21 protein-coding genes and 1 tRNA gene are annotated in these 25229 nt (G+C 41.3%); 17 read left to right on the forward strand and 5 right to left on the reverse strand.

Annotation, left to right across the window (positions count from 1 at the left end; genetic code table 11):
• Positions 1-204: 204 nt before the first annotated feature.
• The 3 genes from PALPR_RS06650 (at position 205) to PALPR_RS06660 (ending at position 4456) form a co-directional block, all read left to right on the forward strand.
• A complete protein-coding gene (locus PALPR_RS06650) occupies positions 205-714 on the forward strand; it encodes a DNA-3-methyladenine glycosylase (RefSeq protein WP_013444846.1) in 510 nt (169 codons plus the stop codon).
• Positions 620-2425, forward strand: coding sequence for a MutS-related protein (locus PALPR_RS06655; protein WP_216086317.1), 1806 nt, complete (start codon positions 620-622; stop codon positions 2423-2425). The genes PALPR_RS06650 and PALPR_RS06655 overlap by 95 nt, the downstream gene beginning before the upstream one ends.
• Positions 2426-2608: 183 nt before the next feature.
• Positions 2609-4456 carry a glycoside hydrolase family 13 protein gene (locus tag PALPR_RS06660; RefSeq protein ID WP_013444848.1) on the forward strand — a complete coding sequence of 616 codons (1848 nt, stop codon included), beginning with the start codon at positions 2609-2611 and terminating at the stop codon, positions 4454-4456.
• A 153-nt stretch (positions 4457-4609) separates the two neighbouring features.
• Here PALPR_RS06660 and PALPR_RS06665 read toward each other — a convergent pair whose 3' ends face one another.
• The 5 genes from PALPR_RS06665 to PALPR_RS06685 form a co-directional block, all read right to left on the reverse strand.
• Positions 4610-4918 carry a DUF3467 domain-containing protein gene (locus tag PALPR_RS06665; RefSeq protein ID WP_013444849.1) on the reverse strand — a complete coding sequence of 103 codons (309 nt, stop codon included), beginning with the start codon at positions 4916-4918 and terminating at the stop codon, positions 4610-4612.
• A 161-nt stretch (positions 4919-5079) separates the two neighbouring features.
• Positions 5080-6021, reverse strand: coding sequence for a sphingomyelin phosphodiesterase (locus PALPR_RS06670; protein ID WP_013444850.1), 942 nt, complete (start codon positions 6019-6021; stop codon positions 5080-5082).
• A 139-nt stretch (positions 6022-6160) separates the two neighbouring features.
• Positions 6161-6242, reverse strand: a tRNA-Leu gene (locus tag PALPR_RS06675).
• A gap of 179 nt (positions 6243-6421) precedes the next feature.
• Positions 6422-7318 carry an NADPH-dependent 7-cyano-7-deazaguanine reductase QueF gene (locus PALPR_RS06680; protein ID WP_013444851.1) on the reverse strand — a complete coding sequence of 299 codons (897 nt, stop codon included), beginning with the start codon at positions 7316-7318 and terminating at the stop codon, positions 6422-6424.
• A 116-nt stretch (positions 7319-7434) separates the two neighbouring features.
• Positions 7435-9225 (reverse strand): aminopeptidase P family protein, encoded by a 1791-nt coding sequence (locus tag PALPR_RS06685; RefSeq protein WP_013444852.1) that lies wholly within the window; start codon positions 9223-9225, stop codon positions 7435-7437.
• A gap of 336 nt (positions 9226-9561) precedes the next feature.
• Here PALPR_RS06685 and PALPR_RS06690 point away from each other — a divergent pair, with 336 nt between their 5' ends.
• From PALPR_RS06690 to PALPR_RS06755, 14 genes are all read left to right on the forward strand, one after another.
• Entirely contained in the window at positions 9562-10494 is a 933-nt protein-coding gene (locus PALPR_RS06690) for a DUF6624 domain-containing protein (RefSeq protein ID WP_148226436.1), read from the forward strand.
• Between the two features lie 53 nt (positions 10495-10547).
• Positions 10548-11159: a TlpA family protein disulfide reductase gene (locus PALPR_RS06695; protein ID WP_013444854.1), complete on the forward strand. Its 612-nt coding sequence runs from the start codon at positions 10548-10550 to the stop codon at positions 11157-11159.
• 91 nt (positions 11160-11250) lie between these two features.
• Entirely contained in the window at positions 11251-11631 is a 381-nt protein-coding gene (locus PALPR_RS06700; RefSeq protein ID WP_013444855.1) for a hypothetical protein, read from the forward strand.
• Between the two features lie 275 nt (positions 11632-11906).
• A complete protein-coding gene (locus PALPR_RS06705; protein WP_013444856.1) occupies positions 11907-12746 on the forward strand; it encodes a hypothetical protein in 840 nt (279 codons plus the stop codon).
• Positions 12747-12989: 243 nt separating this feature from the next.
• Positions 12990-14156 carry a glycoside hydrolase family 43 protein gene (locus PALPR_RS06710; RefSeq protein ID WP_013444857.1) on the forward strand — a complete coding sequence of 389 codons (1167 nt, stop codon included), beginning with the start codon at positions 12990-12992 and terminating at the stop codon, positions 14154-14156.
• A gap of 181 nt (positions 14157-14337) precedes the next feature.
• Positions 14338-15060: a nitroreductase family protein gene (locus PALPR_RS06715; protein WP_013444858.1), complete on the forward strand. Its 723-nt coding sequence runs from the start codon at positions 14338-14340 to the stop codon at positions 15058-15060.
• Between the two features lie 95 nt (positions 15061-15155).
• The gene (locus tag PALPR_RS06720) at positions 15156-15512 is read left to right on the forward strand and encodes a VOC family protein (RefSeq protein ID WP_013444859.1); all 357 of its coding nucleotides are present in this window, start codon (positions 15156-15158) and stop codon (positions 15510-15512) included.
• Positions 15513-15599: 87 nt separating this feature from the next.
• The gene (locus PALPR_RS06725; protein WP_013444860.1) at positions 15600-16400 is read left to right on the forward strand and encodes a helix-turn-helix transcriptional regulator; all 801 of its coding nucleotides are present in this window, start codon (positions 15600-15602) and stop codon (positions 16398-16400) included.
• Positions 16401-16555: 155 nt separating this feature from the next.
• On the forward strand, positions 16556-17089 hold the full coding sequence (locus PALPR_RS06730; protein WP_013444861.1) for a dihydrofolate reductase family protein: 534 nt from the start codon (positions 16556-16558) through the stop codon (positions 17087-17089).
• 45 nt (positions 17090-17134) lie between these two features.
• Positions 17135-17797, forward strand: coding sequence for a DUF4395 domain-containing protein (locus PALPR_RS06735; protein ID WP_013444862.1), 663 nt, complete (start codon positions 17135-17137; stop codon positions 17795-17797).
• A gap of 347 nt (positions 17798-18144) precedes the next feature.
• Positions 18145-20991, forward strand: coding sequence for an excinuclease ABC subunit UvrA (gene uvrA / locus PALPR_RS06740; RefSeq protein WP_013444863.1), 2847 nt, complete (start codon positions 18145-18147; stop codon positions 20989-20991).
• A gap of 124 nt (positions 20992-21115) precedes the next feature.
• Positions 21116-22237, forward strand: coding sequence for a bifunctional histidinol-phosphatase/imidazoleglycerol-phosphate dehydratase HisB (hisB, locus tag PALPR_RS06745; RefSeq protein WP_041620763.1), 1122 nt, complete (start codon positions 21116-21118; stop codon positions 22235-22237).
• Between the two features lie 30 nt (positions 22238-22267).
• The gene (locus PALPR_RS06750; protein ID WP_013444865.1) at positions 22268-23875 is read left to right on the forward strand and encodes an alkaline phosphatase family protein; all 1608 of its coding nucleotides are present in this window, start codon (positions 22268-22270) and stop codon (positions 23873-23875) included.
• Between the two features lie 32 nt (positions 23876-23907).
• Positions 23908-25140, forward strand: coding sequence for a MalY/PatB family protein (locus PALPR_RS06755; RefSeq protein ID WP_245544429.1), 1233 nt, complete (start codon positions 23908-23910; stop codon positions 25138-25140).
• The last annotated feature ends 89 nt before the right edge of the window (positions 25141-25229 follow it).

Consider the following 25229-nt stretch of genomic DNA (forward strand, 5'->3'; position numbering starts at 1 on the left):
AAAATAGGATATTTACACACAATAAAACGGACTATTACACTGTGATAATAAACGGACTGCAAAAATACTGTTTTTCTTTGGATTACCAAATAATTGAACATCTTTTTTTTAAACGCTATTTTTCGACCGCCAGATGGTCGTTTTCATGAGGATTACGCAAAAAAAATAATCAGGTCGAAGAAAAATATTTATTAAGTTTGCAATATGAAACTGAATACTGATTTTTACACACAAGATGCCACGATTGTTGCCGAGAAATTACTGGGCAAAATTTTAGTGAGAGTCCATGACAACGGCGAAACGCAACGATACCGCATAACCGAAACCGAAGCTTACATGGGTGCCGAAGACAAAGCCTGCCATGCCAGCAAAGGACGAACACCACGCACCGAAGTTATGTTTGCCGAAGGCGGCCGTGTGTACGTTTACCTTATTTACGGCATGTATTGGATGCTGAACGTTGTGACAGGGGAACTTAACCACCCGCAAGCAGTATTGATCAGAGCGATAGATAAAATTGTAGGTTCGGGCAAAGTGGGACGCGAATTAAAGATTGACAAAAGCTTCTACGGTGAAAGCCTGACAGGATCAGCCCGAATATGGATAGAAGATGCTCCTGATGAAGTCATTTTCGAGACCGCACCACGCGTGGGGATTGACTATGCGGGAGATGAATGGAAAAATAAACCATGGAGATTTATTAGCAAGCGATAAAAATAATCTGAACTCCAAACCTGATTTAGTTAACAGTTTCAAAATAATTTGTATCTTTGCATTGTTATTTGAATATAAACTTGTCCGGACAATAACCATGCTCAGCAAACAAAGATTACGAAAAACTCTTCTTGAATCATTTGGCAAGCCTAAAGATGATTTGTTTGATTTTGAACTTATAAAAAAATACTTTCACAAAAAGAATCACTCAGATGAATTTCAGGTACTAAGCGATAAAACATGCAACGATCTGGATTTTGAAGAATTATTCATGTTCATTGACCGCACAAGTTCGAGAATTGGCCAACAACACCTGTACAATAAACTCAGGACTATACCCCGGAAACCGAATAACACAGCCAACACCGAAAAAATAATATCCGAACTAAGTCAGAATTCGGAACTGCGATTGAATGTTCAGACTTTACTCGCCCGGCTAAACGAAAGAGAAGCATATTATATCAGCTTATTATTTCAATATGAACACATTAAACCGCCCAAGTGGTTTTTTATGGTTAAGTTCTTGTCATTTACAAGTCTGTTACTAATTATTGCATTTTTCTTCAACCTGAAAGTCATTTTACTTATCATCCCGATTTTCATCATCAATCTCATCATTCATTACACGAATAAGAAAAACTTATATCAATACCTTGGCTCGGTGCCTCAACTTATCCGGCTGAATAATACAGCAAAGAAATTATTCGAAAACGACCTTTTTCAGGAGCTGAATCCTACCCTGAGAGAATCTACCGGAATAATTGACAAGATACAAAAACAAATGTTGTTTTTCAAGCTGGAGTCGAAGTTGCAATCAGATTTAGAAGTAATTATTTCTACTATTTTTGAACTTCTCAAAACAGCATTTCTCATCGAACCCTTATTTTTGTTTGATATCCTGAAAAAAATGGATACAAGACGAAAGGAAATAGAAGATATATTCCTCTTTGTGGGTGAAATAGACACATTGATTTCCATAGCATCGCTCAGAGAAGGACTGAGCCATTACTGCCTGCCAACAGTGACCGAACGAAAAACGCTTTCGGCAAAAGATATTTTCCATCCACTAATCGCCAATTGCGTTGAAAACAGCATTAACCTCAATCATAAGTCGATACTGCTGACCGGCTCCAACATGTCGGGTAAAACTTCATTCATCAGAACTATCGGATTAAACGCCATAACAGGTCAAACAATAAATACCTGCTTTGCAACAGAATTCAGCATGCCTAAAATGAACATATTTTCGGCTATACGAATTAATGACGACCTGATGAATGACAAAAGCTATTACTTTGAGGAAGTGTTGACTATAAAAGAAATGATTAAGCAAAGCTCCAATGAAAGTGCCAACCTGTTTCTGCTCGACGAGATATTTAAAGGTACCAATACTATAGAACGAATTGCAGCGGGTAAAGCAGTATTGTCATCGCTCAACTTAAACGACAATATTGTATTTGTCTCGACACACGACATCGAACTTACGGATCTGCTAAAGAACGAATACGAGCTATATCACTTCAGCGAAAGCATAAACAACCAATCGGTAGACTTTGATTACAAGCTGAAAAACGGGAAACTAAAAAACAGAAATGCTATACGCATACTTCAAATAAACGATTATCCTGAAGATATAATATCGGAAGCTTATACTATATGTAAAGTACTGGAAGAAACATCATTTACCGCACACATACAAAAGCTGGAATAACTAAAGAAGCCTGCGTTTTAATTCCGCAACTTGCTTCACACGCCCGAATAGCAGCTACAAAGCACCCGATTTCAATCGATTGCGGGAAATATCTGCACCTACACTCACATCTCAGCCTGCTGTTGGAGAATCTTTATTATTTTTGTAATCAAATAGATACAAACAGCCTTAAAATTCACCATCATGCTGAGAAAATTACTCGTAGTTATATCCCTGTTTATTGCTTTAGGTATTTCGGCTCAAATAGAACGCGTAGAACCATCGTTTTGGTGGATAGGAATGAAAAATACCCGGCTACAGCTCTTAATACACGGTACCGAAATATGCAACCGCAAGGTAATTATCAACTACCCGGGAGTAAAAATATTGAAAACCAACAGGGCGTGTAGTCCGAATTATTTATTCGTCACACTCGATATCAACCCTAAAGTAACAAAAGCCGGCAGCTTTAAAATACTGCTTACCGAGCCGGAAAAATCAAATCTGACTGTCTCTTACGAACTCAAAAACCGACAAGCCGACTCGTGGAAACGTACAGGTTTCTCGAGCAACGATGTGGTTTATCTGCTTATGCCCGATAGGTTTGCAAACGGCAATCCGGCAAACGACAATGTAGATTCGCAACCTGAAAAGGCAAACCGCAGCATCGACTACGGAAGACATGGCGGCGACATAAAAGGCATAAAAGATCATCTGGATTACATAAAAGAACTGGGAGCTACCACTATATGGACCACCCCGGTGCAAGAAAACAACTTCAATAAATACACCTACCACGGATACGCCATAAGCGACTTTTACAAAATAGATCCACGCTTCGGGAGCAACGCTGAGTATGTGGATTTTGTCAGTGCATCGCACCAAAAAGGATTGAAGATAATCATGGATATGGTCTCAAACCATGCCGGAATCTGGGCATGGTGGATGAACGATTTGCCTTTCGAAGACTGGATACATCAATGGCCTGCATACACGCAAACCAACCACAAAGCCATCACGACCAAAGATACGCACGCAGCCGCTATCGATAAAAAAAGAATGACAGACGGCTGGTTCGACACGTCGATGCCCGACATGAACCAGCAGAACGAATACTTTCTGACATACTTTATTCAGAATTCCATTTGGTGGGTGGAATACGCCAACCTGGATGGCATACGAATGGACACTTACCCCTACAATGACCGTAATGCTATGGCAAAATGGGCAAAAGCCATCATGGATGAATACCCGCGTTTTAATATTGTAGGAGAAACCTGGCTGTCTACGCCGCAAGACATTGCATTCTGGCAAAAAGATGCTGTAAATCCGCTCAAATACAATTCGTATTTACCCAGCGTAATGGATTTTACAACCGAACGAGCCATGGAAACCTGCTTTAATGAACACGGAAAGGCATGGGAAGACAAAGGCATGAACAGGCTGTACAACAGCATTGCCAACGATTATGTATATCCCAACACAAACAACCTGTTGATTTTTGCCGAAAATCATGACACCCAGCGATTCAATCATCTGATTAATGGCAATCTGGCTAAGTTTAAAATGGCTATGTCGTTTTTGATGACCACACGCGGCATACCGCAGATTTATTACGGATCGGAAATAGGAATGAGAGGCGAGAAAGACAAAGGTGATGGTGATATCCGGCGCGATTTTCCCGGAGGCTGGGCGGGCGACTCTATCAATGCGTTTACCGCAGCCGGCAGAACCCGTGAGCAAAACGAATACTTCAGTTTTCTCTCAAAATTACTCAACTGGCGTAAAAACAAAACGGTTATTCACACCGGATTACTTACTCACTACGTGCCCGAAAACGACGTATACGTTTATTTCAGATACAATGATCGGGAAAAAATTATGGTGATTATCAACAATAACGAAACAGATCAGACTCTGAAAACAGAGCGATTTGCCGAGAGTATAGAAAGCAAAACAACAGGAACAGATGTAATGACCGGGAGAACGTACGATTTGAAGAATGAACTGACGTTGCCCAAAGAAACAACATTGATTCTGGAGCTAAAATAAAACCTGACTTACAGGTATATTGAAGATTGATTAAATTGATTAGATTACTTGAAAAGAGTGTCCCCAAAAGTGGCATTTACTAACCGTAAATGAGCTGCTTTCGGGGGCATTTTTTATTTCAACAAGCTTTCTCGCTTTTAGACGGACACAGTATCAGGCCTCGCCACCACCAAAGGCCATGGGTACCGGAGGCACAAAACCATTATCAGGAACTTTTATCTTTCCGTTTTGATGTTCGTATTTGGCAATATTTTCCTGCAAAGCAAAAAGTAAGCGTTTTGCATGTTCGGGAGTGAGGATTATACGCGATTTTACATTGGCCTTGGGCGTACCCGGCATAATGCGGATAAAGTCTACCACAAATTCGGATGTAGAATGAGATATGATTGCTAGATTTGAATAAGTTCCTTCAGCTATTTCGGCCGAAAGTTCAATGTTTAGTTGGTCTTCCTGGTTTTCCATTTTATTTTATTGTTTGCAGTTAGTGTGCCCTAAGGCGAATACAAAGGTAAGATTTTTTATTGAATCGCCCTGTACACACATCCCGGCAACTGCATCCAATTTAATGAAGCCGTTGACTAACTACCTCGTGTATTCCGCTTTGCTTTATACAACCTATAATATCATTTCCGATCTGTAAGGAGCAATGACGAGACAGCAGTGGGTACGGTATTGAAAACAATATTGGCTTCCATGGCGTAGTGGTCGGATAAATTGGACGACTTCTCCCCTATCCTGGCATAGAAAGTATGAACTTTACGCTCAATACGATGAATCAGCTGCTCGTTGCGCACCAGAATGTAGTCTATCACCTTCTTTTCGCCCTGAGCATTGCGAGCCAGGTTATTATCAATCTCGTCGTAAGTGCATTTTACTTCGCCCGAGATAAGTCCGTTATTGGCTTCCAGGGTACTGAGCATACGTTGGTAGTTTACACGATCATCCATCTCGATATTGAAATCGCCACAAATAAGCTGCGGTATATTCGGATTGTAAAACTCATTCAACAAATGTTCTTTAATTTCGCGGCATTGTTTAGCCCGTATCTTTTCGGAATTGTCCGCCTGCAGGTGTGTGGCAAGCAGCTGGAAACGCGTTCCCTCAAAATCGCCCTGAAAGAGCACCGCACCTTTGCGTGCAATGATATCGAAACCACTGCCTTCGGTGAATTTGATCTTTGCCAGTTGTTTTAAGGGCATTTTACTTACCACCCACAAGCCACTGCTGGTTCTGAAAGGCCAGTAGCATTTATTAGCCGGTCCGTACTGGTAAGGGTATTCTTTTGCCAGGCGCTTTGCCAGAATATTGCGACACTTACTACTAAACGCTTCCTGAAAAACAATAATCTGATAATCCGAAAATTCGAGCTTATCGGCTATCACCCGAGCCCTGTCGGCATTGTGATTGAACAAGCTAATATAAGGCAACATGTATATATTCCAACTCAGAATTTTGAGTGGTTTAGTTCCCAGGTCGGGTGTATCCATAAGCAGCGAAGTCTGGCTCATTGCATCAATTGAGGTTAGTAACATCAATAAAATAATCAAACACAGGTTTCTGTTCATAAAGTTTGTTTTTAGATTATGCTACAAACTAACAACAAGAACTTTACAACAGGATTAAAACGGAATGACTTTACGATTAAAGTATATAACAATACAAAAAATCCCGACAATCATTAGATTATCGGGATTCATTTGATTGTGCGGCTGAAGGGACTCGAACCCCCACGCCTCTCGGCACCAGATCCTAAGTCTGGCGCGGCTACCAATTACGCCACAGCCGCATTCGGTGCGTATTGCGGGTGCAAAGATACACTCTTTTTTGATATTTGCAAACTTTTATCCGAAGTTTGATAAGCAAAAGTTTCAATACTGCGAAGGTATCCAATCTCAGGAACAGCTAAACAATTCAAACAGAAAGATTAACTCCCGGCCAACAGATTTACACGAAAGAAAAATCGCGTTACTGCCTCCATGTTTTTGCGGTCATCAGCCCCCCGTCGACGAGTATTTTGTCTATCAATCCGGAGTGCGAAGCCCGTATGGGGTTAATGTCTATCCCCCCACGACGGGTGTACATGGCTGCTACCATCAACGATTCGGGAGCAAAAATATCCCAAAACCGCTTGTAAATCATCTCCACCACCTCTTCGTGAAAGTGGTTTTCCTTGCGAAACGAAACCAGATACTCCATCACAGAACTTAAATCGACATCGCGCTGCGCCGACATGCTTACGAATAAGTCGCCCCAATCGGGCTGATTGGTTACGCGGCAGTTGGAACGAAGAAGATCGGTGCGAAAAACGTACGACTTCATAACATCCGAAACACTACCGCGAAGCAAGTCCGGCGACTCCACGAAACGCGTAAACGCGATAGACTCCTGCACTGATTCCGGTATCTGCGAACACAAATCAACCCCGTCGAAAGCCTGAAAAGGTTGCCCTACTGCACTTCCGGAACCGAACAGGCTTACCTGCACATCAGTTTCGAGCAATCGGGAGAGATCGGTACGTATCAGGTCTGCCACACGGCTTTCGGCTATGGCTATCGTTTTGCCAAAACGATCCATATTAAAAGCATTGAGATACAGCTTAAGCGACTTGGACTCCACCAAAAACTGACCGGAAGCCGGATAGACCAGCTTCAATACACGCGAAACGGGCAAGCCGTTGTCCGTCAGAAACGACAATTCATAACAATTCCACACATCAAAACCAACAAAAGGCAAGTGCTCATCCTCTATGGCATAACGCACCCTGTTTTCGGAGCGCGGTATCCGAAACAACAGCGAAGCATCGTAAGTTTCGGGCGTAGATGATTGCTTGCCGAGCAATGAGTCTTTTAAATTGAAATCCATTGGTGGACTAATTGGTTGATTGGTTAATTAGTTGATTGGTTGATTGAGGGATTAGTTTAATGGATAGAGAGAAGGACGTGCTGTTGTATTATCCAACAACACGTCCTGCCATCTGTTTATGCTTTACGAACGTAGGGGCTGCATTTGCCACTCAACCATTCGCGCTCAAATTCATTCAGCTGAGGTGAAATGGTATTGTACACCCGTTGATGATACTCGTTGAGCCACTCTATTTCACCCCGGGTCAGTAAATCAAAATTGATTAAGTTCTGGTCGATAGGAAACAGTGTAAGCGTTTCGAATTTCAGGAACTGACCGAACTCTGTTTTAAGAGCCGGAACAACCTGTACCAGATTTTCGATACGGATACCATACTCGCCGGTGCGATACATGCCGGGCTCGTTGGAGATAATCATGCCGGGCTGCAAGGTGGTAGAGTTCTCGTCCATGCGGATACTCTGCGGACCCTCGTGTACACACAGAAAATGACCTACGCCGTGTCCCGTTCCGTGTCCGTAGTTCAGCCCCAGATCCCACATGGCTTTACGCGCCAGTATATCCAGTTGCGAACCGCGAGTGCCTACCGGAAACTGCGCTTTAGCCAGTGCTATATGTCCTTTGAGCACCAATGTATAGTCGGTTTTTTGCTGTGCTGTAGGTGTTCCCAGCGCCACGGTGCGGGTAATATCGGTTGTTCCGTTCAGGTACTGACCGCCCGAGTCGAGCAGTAATATGCTCGCAGCTTTGAGGGTAGCATTGGTTTCGGGTGTGGCACCGTAATGCACTATGGCACCGTGATCGGCATAACCGGCAATGGTACCGAAACTTTCGCCTACAAAGTTTTCCTGCGCAGCGCGGAAGCGGCACAATTCTTCGGCAATGGATATTTCGGTAAGGTTGCCCGATTTCAGGTTTTCTTCCAACCAGATAAAGAAACGTGTAAGCGCTACCCCGTCCTTTTCCATGGCACATCGCACACCGGCAATTTCCACCTCATTCTTCACACTCTTCAGTTTGAACACCGGCGACATGCTGTTGCGAATGGCACAGCCTGCCGGAATTTTTTCGTACAACGCCCGGTTGAGTTTTCCGCCATCAATGAGCACGGCTTTAGCAGCCGGTATGTTTTTCAGCTCATCGTATATGCTCAGGTAAGGTGCTACCGTCACTCCCTGACTTTGGAGGTAGGCCGACGTTTCGTCGGTCAGTTTTTCGGGGGCAATGTATAGCGTGGCTTTGTCGTTTTCTATCAGTGCGTAGGCTATCACCAGCGGGTTATAATCCACATCGTTTCCGCGGATATTGAACAGCCAGGCCACATCGTCCAGCGCCGACACAACGAACACATCAGCAAAGGATTTTTTCATCTCCGCGCGCACTGCGGCTATTTTATCGGCAGCCGATTGTCCGGCATATTGTGTATCGAATACAAAAAACGGATTCAACGGTAATGCAGGACGATCTGTCCAGACCATTTCGAGCAAATCGACCGAAACCAGTTCCAGTTTGCTCATTTTTAGTTCGGCTTGCATAGCCCCGTAGGCATTGGCCGAAAACATGAGTGCATTCACCCCTACCCGTTCGCCCGCGTTGAGCTGCGTAGCCAACCAGGGGAGTATGTCCGGCGTTTCGGGCAGACCCTGTTTCATCAACTCTATGCCGGTGCCTTCCAACTGATCGGCTGCATGAAGAAAGTAGCGTGAGTCTGTCCACAGTGCTGCTGTATCCAGTGTAACCACGGCTGTACCCGCTGAGCCATCAAATCCCGAAATCCATTCCCGTTCTTTCCAACATTCTGCTATATACTCGCTGGCATGAGGGTCGGTGCCCGGAATAATGCAGGCAGAGATTCCGTTTAGTTTCATGGCATTGCGAAGCAAAAAAATACGCTCGATAATATTTTCCATTGTATAAATAGTTTATGAATATTCAAAAAAAATAATGTAATGCAAAGATATAGAAATACCCCTGAAATGCAACTGAAAAAAGCATTTTATTGCTTCCGCACTCATTTAAAGTATCAAAAAAAATCAGGGCAATGCGCCTTTGTGTAGTGAGACCCGAAGGAGGGTAGCAATACAGGAGATGAAAAAATATCGCTAATTTTTTGGATAATAAAAATAATTATTTAAATTTGTGGCATTGAAATTTACATAAATCAACAGACTGCTTTTCTACGACAAAGTCAGTCTGTTTGGTTTAAATAGTTGTCCGATAGATTCGCTGGCGCAGATTTGTAATCTGTGCCAAGACAGGTAAAAGAAAAAGGAGAGCAATTAAAAATAAAATTGGAGTTAGAACTTATATTTATTTTTATGAAATACAACTATCACATTCTATTCTTAATATCATTTAATATGATCAGCATGCCAATGCTTGCTCAAAATAAGAATATTCAAAAAAACATTAATGAAATTCTAGAGAAAGCATTTGATGATGATCAAAATGTTAGAGATTCTATTATTATTTTGCAAAAGCGCAATGAAATCAATACTGTTGAATATAGACATTTGTCAATTGAAATGACTAAGCTTGATTCTATTAATCAATTAAAAGTATTTCCTATTTTAGATAAATACGGTTGGTTAGGGAAACCAAAGGTTTCTGAAAAAGCATGTCGTTCATTTTTTTATATTATTCAACATGCTAAAATTGATAAACAATTAAAATATTATCAACAAGTTATGCAAGCCTATAGAGCAAAATATATATCAGCATTCGAATATGCTATATTTGTTGATAGAGTAAATGTAAAGCAGAACAAGTTTCAACAGTATGCAACACAAACAGAGTTAGACCAATTAGGAAATGAGACCTTGTACCCTGTTATTGAGATCAATCGCTTGGATGATAGGCTTTCTAAAATAGGGCTAGAGCCGAGTTTTGTTGAGTTGAGTAACTTGTATACTATTTTGAATGTTTGCAAAGACGATAAAGTTCTAATTTTCCATATAATGAATAAGAATCAGACAAAAGGTGTATCAGATGTTGATATATTTATAAATGATAAGTTTGTTGGAAAGAGTAATGATAAGGGATTATTTCAATGCAAAATTGTAAAAAAGACGCAATCCATTAATATTGCACTCAAAAAAGACAATGTCAAAAAAGAAAAGAAATATGTTATGAAAGACAGTGATGATTTTTCGAACTTATACATTATTTGGAATGAATAAAATATGGCCTCACCTTCCCCTCGTTGCAAACGAGGGGGAGGAGAAATAAAAATATGAAACTGAATTTAAAATCAACAATAATTCTCTTGATTCTGAATACAATTCTAGCATTTGGACAAGAAATCAATCATAGTCAGGTGGGATCTAAACCTGAAAGTAAGCCGAATGCTCTCAAAACTGACTTTAATTCTTATTTTCACAAAAAAGACAGCATCTTTCGACTGAACATAGGAAAACAATATCCTAAATTTAAAGCTACCAGCCTGGATAGGCAAACTATAGATGAGAAAAAATTGGTAGGGAAAGTAACAATTATCAATTTTTGGTTTAAGCATTGTGAACCTTGTGTTGCAGAATTTGATGAACTCTGTAATCTCCAACACAAATTCTGCAAAGATTCTGCATTCCAGTTTATATCTTTCACCAGCGATTCCCCTCAGGACGCAAAAGAGTCTGTTGCTAAATTCAAACTATCGTTTCCTGTCTACCCGATTAGTAGAGATGAGTGTTATAGACTGAATTTAAATCAGGGTTTTCCTACTACAATTATTGTTGATAAAGCGGGGAAAATAGTTTTCCTAAAAAGTGGCGGGTATTTAGAAAAAGAAAATATAGCTCAATACATTCGGAAACTTGAACAAATAATAGAAAAAGAGTTGAATTAACCCTCCCACGTTTGCAGCGAGTGGCCTGTAGTCAATCGTTTTATAAACGATAAATAAGAAATAGCTAAATATAAACAAAACTACATGTAATATGAAAAGTAAAATATTAAACGCGCTTCTGGTATTTTCTTCATTATTTGGTTATTTGGAATGGGGACAGGATAAAAAGATGTTTTTATTTCAGATTGAAGCAGAATTATTTTCTAAAATACCGCATGATCCTTTAGCTATATTACATCCATTTATCTTATTCCCGCTAATTGGACAAATCCTATTGATAATAACTTTGATAAAAAAGAACCCAAGCAAATTACTCACATATATTGGAATTGCCGGAATTGGAATACTAATGGCTCTGCTGCTGTTGATAGGTTGTTTAGGGAAAAACTTAATGATTGCTTCATCAGTAATTCCATTTTTGGCAATCAGTTTTTTGGCAATTATGCATTACAGGAAAATTAAAATCAGCTAATTGAGCCTACCCCCTGGTTGGAGACAACGGAGAGTCGGTTGTGGAGATTAAACCTACCAATATCCGCATTATTTGCGGAGATAATTTTGTTATACTGAAAATCCCCCTCGCTGGCGCAGATTTGTAATCTGTGCCAAGACAGGCAAAAGAAAATGGAGAGCAATTTGAAAAAAAATTGGAGTTGGGGTCGCAGACCCGCGCCAGCGGGGAGTCAATTAAATTGAACATCAAACGAAATATAAACAGTCAGACAAGGACATAAAATTTTAAAAAATATGTACGAAAACAGATTAAGAATGAGGAATGTGGTTGCATTAGCAACTTGCCTCGCAGGTATGGCTATATTTTCAGGTTGTGATAAAATTGAAATAAACGACAACGGCGTTTTTTATCCAAAAGGCAGTAAATTGAAACAGATTTCGTCTGTTGAATCGGTGAAATCAAAAGAGACCGGTATGATTATTACCCAATATGAATATGATAAACAGGGTAGGATCAGTAAAGAATCTCAACCTATGTACGAAAACGGAACACCAATGTTTAAAAATGGAACTATCGTTGGACTTTATTCATACTCAGACTATGTATATAACAGTAAAGGTCAATTAGAAAAAATTATTTACAATAACTCCAATATTAACTCAGGGTTTGTAAATCTGATCACACACATATACTCGTACGATAATAACGGAATAAAACGAAAAGAAGTAATAGAACACCCTCAACAAACTCAGAATGGAGTTGATTCTACTCTATATATTTATGTCAATAACCGCTTGATTCGTACGGATAAATATGTAGATGGATACTTTGGCTCCGAAATCTGGCACAGTGCACTTGCATCGTCCATTAAATATGAATATGACAATCAAGGAAAATTAGCAAAAGAAACGGTATATTCGGGAACAGATAGCACACCTATACAGTTTAGCGTACATAGTTATCAAAACGGATTAAAAGAAAAAACTGAAGTTTTCAACGTAAATAATAACCAAAAGATAAGAGAGATCAGACGTTATTATGACAGAAATGATAATTTGATTTATCTCGAATCCAAAGAACTTTCACCGTTAAGTTCTGCAGTGAGTTACGTTAGTAAATATGAATATTATTAATCCATCTGTTACCGCACGATTGTATCGTATGAGAAAAATGACAGAAAAAGATAGCTGTATGTATCATTTATTGTACTTTTGGGACAAATAAAATAAATATGGGGGTAGTCTGACACCAGATTATAAACCGACTATATCAGTAGGCAAGCTCGAAACATTATGCAATGAGCATGTTTCACAAACACGCCGGTTCTGATAAAGGTATTATGCGAGTTCCATTCAAACATTAAATACAAATATTATATGAAAAAACACATCATTCTCATTTCTGCTATTATTTTCACGTCAGCTATTGGCATGAATTGTCAGGCTCAGAAGAAAAGTGCGCATCATCCCGCACCAACTGTAAAGAAACAACTGGTTCCCGTAGAACAAGCTCCTCCAGCTGACGCAGGGCAAAATAACTTTGGCGGCCCCAGACCTGCGGTAGGAGCTCCCGGAGCTGCCCGACCAGCTATGCGTCCACCCCGCCCCGAACCTGAAATAAAAACAGTTTCGCTCGACGAAATTTCGATGAGTGATCCGTTTATTTATCCGGATGAAAAATCGCACACCTACTACCTGACCAGCTCAGGTGGCAGATTGTATAAAAGCAAGGATTTGAAAATGTGGACGGGTCCTTATAACGTTATCGACCTCGCAGGCACCTGGATGAACGGACTTTTCCCTGCTGCTGCTGAAATTCACCATATCGGTTCAAAATACTATTATGCCGGTACGTGGAGCGATCATAGCACGCTGATTCAGGCCGTGCCCCGCCGTTATAATGTTCCTCGCAATCAAACTCAGCTGCTGGTAGCCAATGCTCCCGAAGGTCCATACAAACCGCTGGTGGCTCAAAAAGAATTTTGCCTGGGACCCGAAGACTGGGATATTATTGATGGAACGCTTTATCAGGAAAATGACACTACCTATATGGTGTTTGTTCACGAGTGGACTCAAATTATCGACGGAACCATGGATTATATGCCTCTTTCGAAAGATCTGACACGCCGCACTGCTGAGCCTACTACCATCTTCAGGGCAAGTGAAGCGGCATGGTCCAAAGAAATGAACAGCATAGGCGAAGCTACTTTCGGATTGAAAATGCCGGGCTGGGTGACCGACGGACCTCAAATGTTCCGCACCAAAACAGGCAAGCTGGGCATGCTTTGGTCCAGCTGGGGCGAACACCGCTACGCACAAGGTATTGCTTATTCAGTTTCGGGCAAAATAAAAGGACCCTGGATTCAGGAAAAGGAAGCTTTCAAAGGAGATAACTCAGGACATGGTATGCTGTTTACAACCTTTGAGGGTAAACGATTGTATATCGTTCATCATACCGAAGGCAAAGGTCCACGCAAACCCGAAATATGGGAAGTGGACGACTCAGGCGATAAGCTGGTCTTAGGAAATAAATTGAAATCGTAGTTTAATAACCACCTCCCCCTCGACTGTAACGAGGGGGAGGTGACGTAAAAACGAACATGCCTGAAATAAAGACAGAGGGTTTTGCGTTCGTAAATTTCATGATAAATTAATACAGACCCGGCAACTTCGCGGACAAATAACTGTTTTAATCAACAAAATGAATTAATACACGATAAAAAAAATGACATTCGAAGAAATTGTACATCACAGACGTTCTGTAAGACACTACAAGGATCTTTCCATTGATCCGGAAAAAGTAAAGCATTGTATTGAACTTGCTACTTTAGCGCCCAACAGCTCTAACATGCAGCTTTGGGAGTTCTATCATATCACCAGTCCCGAAACGCTAAAAGCGCTCTCTGTTGCCTGTTTAGACCAGGAATCGGCAACTACCGCTCAACAAATGGTGGTGTTCGTAACAAGACGGGATCTTTACAAAAAAAGAGCAACCAACATGATTGAACTGGAGACTCAAAACATTCTGAAAAACAGCCCCAAAGAGAAACAGGAGAAAAGAATCAAAAGATGGCAATTGTATTATGGTAAAGTAATGCCGTTTCTATATTCCCGCTTTTTGGGGATTTTAGGGTTATTCAGAAAAATACTTGTAAACCTTATCGGGTTGTTCAGAGCCATCACTTATCAGGTATCTGAAAATGACGTCAGGGTGGTGGTTCATAAAACCTGTGCTTTAGCAGCTCAAACCTTTATGTTGGCTATGTCCAACGAAAATTATGACACTTGTCCGCTGGAAGGTTTTGACAGTAGAAAAGTGAAACGCATTTTGAATTTGCCCATGGGTGCCGAAATCAATATGGTTGTTACCTGTGGAATCAGAGAAGAACGCGGAGTTTGGGGAGACCGAATGCGAGTTCCTTTCGATGATGTTTATCGTAAAATCTGAACTATCGGACATTTTTCAAGATGTCTCTTTTTTCCAATTATTGAGTTCTTCATACATCTACATTTGCATCGTCAAACAATTTAAAACGAATGTAAATGAAAAAGATTTTTTATTGGGTAGAGATTCCAACCGTGAATTTCGACCGCGCTGTAAATTTTTACAGCAAACTGTTGGGTGAAGAACTCGAAGGTATTGATTGCGGAACCGAGAAGATGGCTTGTTTGCCGGATGATGCCGGTGCAATTTTTTGGGCTCCAGATTTCAAACCATCCAAAGATGGTGTATTGGTCAGTATAAACGCCGGAATCGACATTGATGGTTGGATTGAACGCGTTAAAGCAAACGGTGGTACTATTGATCGGCCTAAAACAAAAATTGAAGTGGAGGGACGCGGTTATTTTGCCCTTTTCATTGATACGGAAGGTAACCGACTTGGGTTGTACGGAGAATAATTTCTCTTTTTACCAACTTCGTCAACGCAATCGACGAAGTTGGTATTCTTTTTTATTATTTTCGCAAATAAACTATGTGATTTCTTTATGAACTTTCGTATAATTCAGCCCGCCGCATCGCTATCGATGTACATTAAACATTACTGGTGCCTGGAAATGGAAGCCTGTGAAGCTGTGGGCGAACGCATAGTTCCTACCGGCTACGTAGAACTAACTTTCCACTTTGCCGACCGACTTATAAAACGGAAACTGACTGACGAAATGCAACCGGGAATAATTCTTAGCGGACAGAAAACAGGGTTTTTCGATGTTTTGCCCACGGGCAAAATTTCCATGCTTTCCATTCAGTTTTATTCCCACAGTGCAAGTTTATTTTTTGATTTACCCATCAACGAACTGACCAACGAGACGCTAGACTTTAAAGATGTTATGGCAGCACCTGCCCGTGAGTTGGAAGAACAACTCAATGAATTGTTCACAATCGAAGAGCGGGTTAAGCATATTGAGAGCTTCCTCCTTTTACGGCTTTCGCAAAAAACAGAATACTCCTGGAACAGAATCTCACATAATATCCATCTGATTAATCGGTTCAATGGTTTGATAACAACGGATCAGCTTGCCTCGGAAGCTTGCCTGAGTCGGAAGCAGCACGACCGAATCTTCAAACAAATGGTTGGTTTATCTCCCAAACAGTTTCTTAAAGTAATTCGATTTCAATACACGCTTTATTCCCATCAACTGTATCCCAATGAAAGCTTAACCGAACTGGCCTACCGCTGTGGATTCTATGATCAATCGCATATGATTAACGATTTTCAGGAGATGTCGGGCATTACTCCAAAACAATATTTCAACGACTGCATCAACCCTGTGTCCGATTATTTTTAATTACATATTTTTCAGGTACTATTTACTGAAAAGTAGAAACTAACAAAAAAATCACGGAACGAAGAAACAGAAACACTTCGTATAAAATCCAAATTAAATTATGAACAATCAGCTTCTCTAAGCAGTTATTCAAAAGGCAACAGAAATAAAGAACAATGCGCAAATTATCAATATTTATAGCGACGAGTTTGGATGGTTATATTGCAAAACCCAATGATGACCTGAGTTTTTTGAAAGCGGTAGAAAAAGAAGGGGAAGATTTTGGTTATGCGGCATTCACAGCCAATGTTGACACCATTATTCTGGGCAGAAAAACATACGATTGGGTACAACGAGAAATCGGTACTTCGCACTACGACAACGGAGGCAGAGACGTGTTTGTTATAACGAGAACTGCAAGACCCGATATTGGCCAAACGAAATTCTATACCGGCAATTTGTCCGACTTAATACAAGAACTCAAAAGCACAGACGGGAAAGATATATACTGCGACGGTGGTGCTGAAATAGTGACTGAACTTATGAAAAACGACCTGATCGACGAGTTTATTATTTCTGTTGCGCCAATATTTCTTGGTAATGGAACGAGACTTTTTAAAGACGGAAGACCCGAGCAAGAACTGGAGCTTGTTTATTCCAACACATTTGACACCGGACTAGCTCAACTAAAATACAGAAGAAAAAGATAACAAAACACTTCACTCTTAGAAATATAAACTTTAAATTTTAAAACGATGAGTAAAATAATCAAATTTGGCGAAGATGTGGAGGGATATAATGTCCCTGTTTTAAACGAACGGGAAGTACGGGCAGCCGCAGGAATCCTTTTCTTGGCAACCTTTACTTCATTGATGTTTATTCTTTTCAGAGGAAATTTTATTCCGATAAAGTATGTAATAAGCTTTTTCCTGACAGATTTCTTGATACGGGTTTTGATAAGTCCACGATTTGCGCCCACGCTCATTCTGGCACGCCTGATTGTTCATAATCAGACACCGGAATATGTTGGTGCTGCACAGAAAAAATTTGCATGGGTCATTGGAATTGTATTAGCAGCTACCATGTTTGTTTTCTTTATTATCCTCAACGCCTACAGTGTTATTACAGGAATTATCTGTCTTATTTGCCTTATTTTCCTGTTTTTTGAATCCGTTTTCGGAATATGCTTAGGTTGCTTGTTCTATCCGTTGTTTTTTAAAGAAAAAATCCAATTATGCCCGGGCGATGTATGCGAAGTGAAAGAAAAGCAAGATATTCAGAAAACATCGCCAGGTCAGATACTTACTTTACTCGTCTTTATTGCTTGTATGTTTCTAACAGTCTACCTAATGAATGACAGTTTCAGTAAAAAGCCTCACGCATTGTTTGGAGACGGGAATACAGAAGAAATCAAATAAAAAAACGGATAAGATATTGCTGAATATCCTGACTCCGACAAGATATTCTTTGCCCCATCACGCGAGATTTTCAAGAAAAGTACAACGGTGAACTACTTTGAAGGAGAGGAACACGTTAAAGAAAAATGGGAGGATTTAAAACGCAAGAAACACTGAATATCATTCTTTGCCACATAATGTTTGTCTCGCGGCTGCCGTATTTAAATGCCCGAAATCAGAAAACTAACATAAAAATGAACTCAAAACATAAAAGATGTTTCGGGTTCTTTTTTATGTTTTATACGAACCATTTCAGTTGGATACACGTTTAGAAATTCGTATCTTTGCAAGTTATAAAAAAAGACGCTTTGACAACAAATTCCGACATACAACCCGCAGACGCTTCAGAGAAAGTAGAAGTGATCGGCGCAAGGGTTCACAACTTAAAAAACATAGATGTTTCCATCCCCCGCGACGCTTTGACCGTGATTACAGGTCTGAGTGGCAGTGGAAAATCATCGTTGGCTTTCGATACAATTTTTGCCGAAGGACAACGCCGGTATATAGAAACATTTTCTGCTTACGCGCGTAGTTTTCTGGGAAACCTGGAACGCCCCGATGTGGATAAAATCACGGGGTTAAGCCCGGTGATTTCGATAGAACAAAAAACTACCAACAAGAATCCCCGTTCCACGGTGGGTACTACCACAGAGATTTACGACTTTCTGCGTTTACTTTTCGCCCGGGCCGGTGATGCGTTTTCGTATATTACCGGCGAAAAGATGGTGAAATACTCCGAAGATCAGATTGTGGATCTCATTCTGAAAGACTACGAAGGAAGAAAAACTTTTCTGCTGGCTCCGCTGGTTCGTGGACGTAAGGGACACTACAAGGAGTTATTTGAACAAATACGAAAAAAAGGTTATCTCCATGTAAGAATAGATGGCGAAGTGCGCGAAGCCACTCACGGACTCAAACTGGACCGCTATAAAAATCACGACATAGAAGTGGTGATTGACAAGCTGTTGGTTTCGGAGAAAGACCGCAAACGGCTGAAAGAATCGATGCAAAAAGCCATGCAACAAGGCAATGGTATCGTCATGCTGCTCGAAAAAGATCAAGAGGAAGCGCGCTATTTCAGTAAGATGCTTATGTGCCCTACAAGCGGCATTTCGTACGACGAACCTGCTCCTCACAATTTTTCGTTCAACTCACCTCATGGGGCATGTCCTAAATGTAAAGGACTGGGATTTGTCAATCAAATAGACATGGACAAAATTGTACCGGACAAAAAACTGAGCATCTACAACGGAGCCATATCACCGCTGGGCAAGCACAAAAGCACCACCATTTTCTGGCAAATAGAAGCCATACTCGAAAAATACGATTGCACGCTTAAAACCCCTGTCTCGGATATTCCGGAAGAGGCTATGGACGAAATTATGAATGGTACGGAAGAACGGTTGCAGATAAAAAATCAATCAATCGGTACCAATTATTTTCTGACCTACGATGGAATTTTGAAATACATCGAAATGCAGGCTGAAACAGGAGCTTCGGCAACTGAGCAAAAATGGGCCAATCAGTATTCAAAATCGATAGTTTGCCCCGAATGTCACGGCGCTAAACTGAGGAAAGAGTCATTGCACTTCCGCCTGCACGACAAAAATATTGCCGAACTTGCCGCCATGGACATTGCTCAACTGTCAGCATGGCTGGGCGATGTGGAGCAATATCTGTCGGACAAACAAAAAACCATAGCGGTAGAGATTCTGAAAGAAATCCGCACACGTCTACAGTTTCTGTTGGATGTAGGGCTTAATTATCTTTCGCTCAACCGCAGTTCTCAGTCGCTTTCGGGAGGCGAGAGCCAGCGAATCAGATTGGCAACCCAAATCGGATCGCAACTGGTAAACGTTCTGTATATTCTGGATGAACCCAGCATCGGGTTGCACCAGCGCGATAATCAACGATTGATACGATCGCTAAAGCAACTTCGCGATACAGGAAACTCCGTTATCGTGGTAGAACACGATAAAGACATGATGATGGCAGCCGATTATGTGGTGGATTTGGGTCCTCACGCCGGTCGACTGGGTGGTGAAGTGGTATTCGCCGGTACCCCAACGGAGATGCTACAGGCCGACACACTCACATCGGCTTATCTGAATGGTAAGAAACAAATAGAAATACCGCAGGAACTCCGCAAAGGAAACGGACATAGTATCAGCATCAAAGGTGCACGGGGCAACAATTTAAAGAATATCGATGTGACCTTCCCACTCGGAAAAATGATATGCGTTACTGGTGTATCGGGCAGCGGAAAGTCAACACTGATAAATGAAACGCTTCAACCCATCCTGAGTCAGCATTTTTACCGTTCGTTACAAGATCCATTGCCCTATGACAGTATAGATGGGCTGGAACACATAGACAAAGTGGTGGAAGTAGATCAGTCGCCGATTGGTCGTACTCCCCGCTCTAATCCTGCAACATACACGGGAGTTTTTTCGGATATCCGTAATGTATTCGTAACCTTGCCCGAAGCAAAAATACGGGGTTATAAGCCCGGACGTTTCTCATTCAATACTGCCGGAGGCCGATGTGAAGTCTGCGGGGGCAATGGCTATAAAACCATAGAAATGAATTTCTTGCCCGATGTGTATGTGCCCTGCGAGAGTTGCGATGGTAAACGCTACAACCGCGAAACACTCGAAGTGAGATTCAAAGGAAAATCCATTGCCGATGTATTGAACATGACAATCAATCAGGCCGTTGAGTTTTTCGAAAACCAGCCTTCTATCCTGAACAAAATAAAGACATTGCAGGATGTGGGACTAGGGTATATTAAACTAGGACAATCGAGCACTACGCTTTCTGGCGGTGAGAGTCAGCGTGTAAAACTGGCTACCGAGCTATCCAAACGCGACACGGGTAAAACGCTTTATATACTCGATGAACCGACTACCGGACTGCACTTTGAAGACATACGAGTGCTGCTTGGAGTGCTGAATCGTCTTGTAAATAAAGGAAATACGGTCATCATTATCGAACATAACATGGACGTGATAAAAGTGGCTGACCACATTATTGACATTGGCCCCGAAGGTGGCGCAGCGGGTGGAAACGTTATTTGCACCGGCACACCGCAACAAGTGGCAAACAACACAACGAGCGAAACTGGAAGGTTTTTGAAACTGGAACTCAACCTTTAATATTTCACGCGAAGTCGCCAAAAAGAAATCTTTGCGACTCAGCGCCTTTGCGAGAGATTATTTCAATTATTCCAAAAATAAACTACTTTTGTACTGTAAAAAATTGTAAGTCATGTCGGAAACAATCAAAAAGAAAGTCCTTTTCATCGACAGAGATGGAACCATTATCATAGAACCACCTGTAACATTTCAGGTAGACACATTGGAGCAAATGGAATTTCTGCCTGAAGTTCTGCGTAATCTTCATTTTATCCGGCACAAACTGGACTTTGAGTGGGCATTGGTCACCAATCAGGATGGACTTGGAACACCTGTTTATCCGCAGGAAAATTTTGATATTATCCAGTCTAAATTTCTACAGACACTCGAAAACGAAGGCATTACGTTCGACAAAATATTTATCGACAAATCATTCCCCGAAGACAACCTGCCTACCCGGAAGCCAGGAACAGCCATGCTAACCGAATATTTTTCGGAAACGTATGATCTGAACGGTTCGTTTGTAATAGGCGACAGGGTAACCGATGTAGAACTGGCTAAAAACCTTGGTTGCAAAGCCATCTTTATCAGTAATGATACCGAAACTTTGAAACAGAAAAACCTGACGGAATACTGCGCGCTGCAAACCACCAACTGGAATAAAATCACTGAATTTCTTTTTGCCGGAGAGCGAACTGCCACCATAAAACGCACCACCAAAGAAACAGACATTCTGATTGAACTGAACCTTGATGGATCGGGCAAATGCAGCATTGATACCGGTCTGAAGTTCTTCGATCATATGTTGGAACAGATTGGAAAACACTCCGGTTCTGATTTGACAATCAATGTAAAAGGCGACCTTGAAGTGGATGAACATCACACCATCGAAGATACTGCCATAGCGCTGGGTGAGGCTTTTGCGAAAGCATTGGGCAACAAACGCGGCATAGAGCGTTATGGATTTTATTTACCCATGGACGACTGTCTGTGCTCTGTTGCACTGGACTTTGGCGGTAGAGCATGGTTGGTGTACGACGCTGAATTTAAACGGGAATATGTGGGCGATTTGCCTACTGAAATGATACTACACTTCTTTAAATCATTCAGCGATGCTGCCAAAATGAACCTGAACATTAAAGCCGAAGGCGATAATGAGCATCACAAAATCGAAGGCATTTTCAAAGCATTGGCAAAATCGATCAAGATGGCTGTGAAACGAGACATCTATCAATTTGAATTGCCCAGCACCAAAGGACTTCTATAATTTACGATTTATTCATTTACGATTGAAAACATGTTTTCATCCCGAAATATCATTTACTCTTTTATTCTTTTGCTGGCAAGTCTGAACCTTTCAGCACAACCAGCCACCAGCGAACGTCCACGATTGGTAGTCGGTATCATGGTGGACGGACTGCAACAAAAACATCTGGATTTGCTCTGGAATTATTTAGACCCCAACGGATTTAAGAAAATAATTACCAGTGGAGCAAATTTTAGAAATGTATCGTACAATATCGTTTCGGCGGGTAATGCTTCGGATATTGCAACTGTAATGACCGGAACCACCCCTTATTATAACGGTATAGTTGGGAATAGCTACTATCACCGATCCTTGGACGATATTGAATCGATTATACAGGACGACAATCAGGTTGGGATCGGTACCAGTCAAAACCTGTCTGCACACAAACTGCTCTCGAGCACCGTAGGCGATGAGCTCATGTTGGCCTACCCAAACAAATCAAAATGTTATGCAGTAGCCATAGGCCCGGAAGAAGCTATTATGCTGGGCGGACATACAGCTAAAAGTGTAACATGGATTGATGATGCAAGTATGAAATGGGTGACCACCGGATACTACGCCGATGGACTATCGCACTGGGCTGACGAAATGAATGTCAATGGCGTTTTTCAAAACTACACTGCACGCACCTGGGGTCCTTTGTTCAACATAAACACGTATTTATCAAAGCCAGAAAAAGAAGATAAAAAATGGGGATTTTTTTACGACCCAACAACAAAAAAGGCAAAAAATTCGCAAGCATCTATCATCAAAACCACACCTTCGGCTAATGGTCTGGTGGCTGAACTGGGAATGAAAATTCTGGAACAGGAAAATCTGGGAAATGATATTTACCCCGATATGCTGTTGCTACAATTTACAGTCAGAACGCCTTTTGAGAAATCTACGGCACTCAATTCTGCTGAAAAAGAAGATATGTACTTTAGGCTCGATAAAGAAATCCAAAGCATTCTTCAAAAGATCAATGAAAAAACCGGGTTGGATAAAACTCTTGTTTTTCTGTTTGGAAATCAAACCGGCGTACACTCGCCCACCGAGCTGGGAGAAAACAAAATTCCGGCAGGGTATTTCAATGCCGACCGCTCCATAGCTTTGTTGAGCAGCTACCTGATAGCTGTTTACGGTCCGGAAAAATGGATTTCGGGATATTACGGAAAAAATATTTTCCTGAACAAAGAAAAGATTATATCCAAGAAACTAAATCTGAACGATTTTCAAAAAACCGTTGCTGAATTTATGCTCGAATTTGAAGGAATAAAAGCGGCATTCCCTTCGTCGCAAATACTGAATTTTGGAGGTAATAAAGACTCAGAAATGGCCAGACTACAGAATTCCACAAACAAAATAAGCGTTGGCGATGTAATTTTCACGCTTTTGCCCGGATGGATTGAGGTTGATAATAAGAATAACCCGATTGGTGAGTCGAATGCCATTGTTTCATACACTCCGTTGTATTTCTATGGTTGGAAAATAAAACCGCAAAACATTTCAACTTCGTATCAAACGATTGACATTGCGCCTACCATTTCCCGAATACTGGACATACCGATGCCGAATGCCTGTATAGGTAAACCCATTATTGAAGTTACTCCATAAATCGGGCTTTAGCAGAAGAAGCGCTAAAAAAAATGAAATCAAATACAGAAAATAAAATAATCCAACATATGGAACAAGGGAAACCTCAATACAATTTTAATGAAGTTATAGACAGGCACGATACAAATGCCATAAAATTAGAACGTTGTAAAGCATTGTTCGGTACCGAAGATGTTCTGCCTCTGTGGGTTGCCGATATGGACTTCAAAACTCCCGACTTTATCATTAAAGCCATTCAACAACGGTTGGAACACCCAATTCTGGGCTACACTATGTTGCCCAAGGAATTTTATTCGTCAACAAGTAAATGGATTAAAGATCACCACGACTGGGATGTGCACCGCGAGTGGTTAGGCTTTCTGCCCGGTATTGTTCCCGGATTGTCGTTTGCCGTTCAGGCACTCACCAGCCCCGGTGACGAGATCATCGTTCAGCCACCTGTATATTATCCATTTTTTCACGTAATAGAAAAGAATCACCGCGTGTTGGTTACAAATCCGCTAAAAGAAGAAGCCGGTAGATTTGTAATGGATTTTGAAGATTTGGAACAAAAATTCACGGCGAAAACTAAACTTTTCATTCTTTGCAATCCCCATAATCCGGGAGGAAGAGTATGGAGCAAAGAGGAACTAAAGCAGTTTGCCTATATCTGCGAAAAGCATCAGGTTACCATCATATCCGACGAAATTCATGCTGATATGGTATTGCCCGGCAGCAACTGCATGCATACACCGCTAGCAACTGTTTCGGCCTGGAGCGAGCAGAACACCGTAACATTTATGGCTCCAACCAAAGTTTTTAATATGCCCGGAATTATCAGCTCGGCTTATATCGTTCCAAACAGCGAGCTGCGTCAACGCTTTGCTCTATTCCTTGAAGCTTCTGAAATGAACGGCGGCAACATGTTTGCCGGCATAACAGCCATGGCTGCTTACGAAAATGGTGAAGAATGGCGTAAACAAATGTTGGATTATGTACAAGGCAATATAGAATATCTGGCGGATTTTCTGAAGAACAATATCCCACAAATCAATCCTATGATACCGGAAGCATCGTTCCTGGTATGGCTCGACTGTGAAGCACTGGGCATGGAAACAGACGAATTACACAAATTCTTTTCGCTGAAGGCCGGACTGGGGCTCAATAAAGGAACCATTTTTGGAACAGGCGGCGAGTACCACCTGAGACTGAATGTGGCCTGTCCGCGCAGTATATTGGAACAAGCTATGAAACAATTACAACAAGCAGTGAACAGTAAACAATGATCAGTGATTAGTGATTAGTGATCAATAAACAAGAAAATAAAGAAAATCGAGAACTAAAACCGTTAAGGTGAAACTGAAAACTGTTGAAG

Source organism: Paludibacter propionicigenes WB4 (assembly GCF_000183135.1).
Classification (GTDB): domain Bacteria; phylum Bacteroidota; class Bacteroidia; order Bacteroidales; family Paludibacteraceae; genus Paludibacter; species Paludibacter propionicigenes.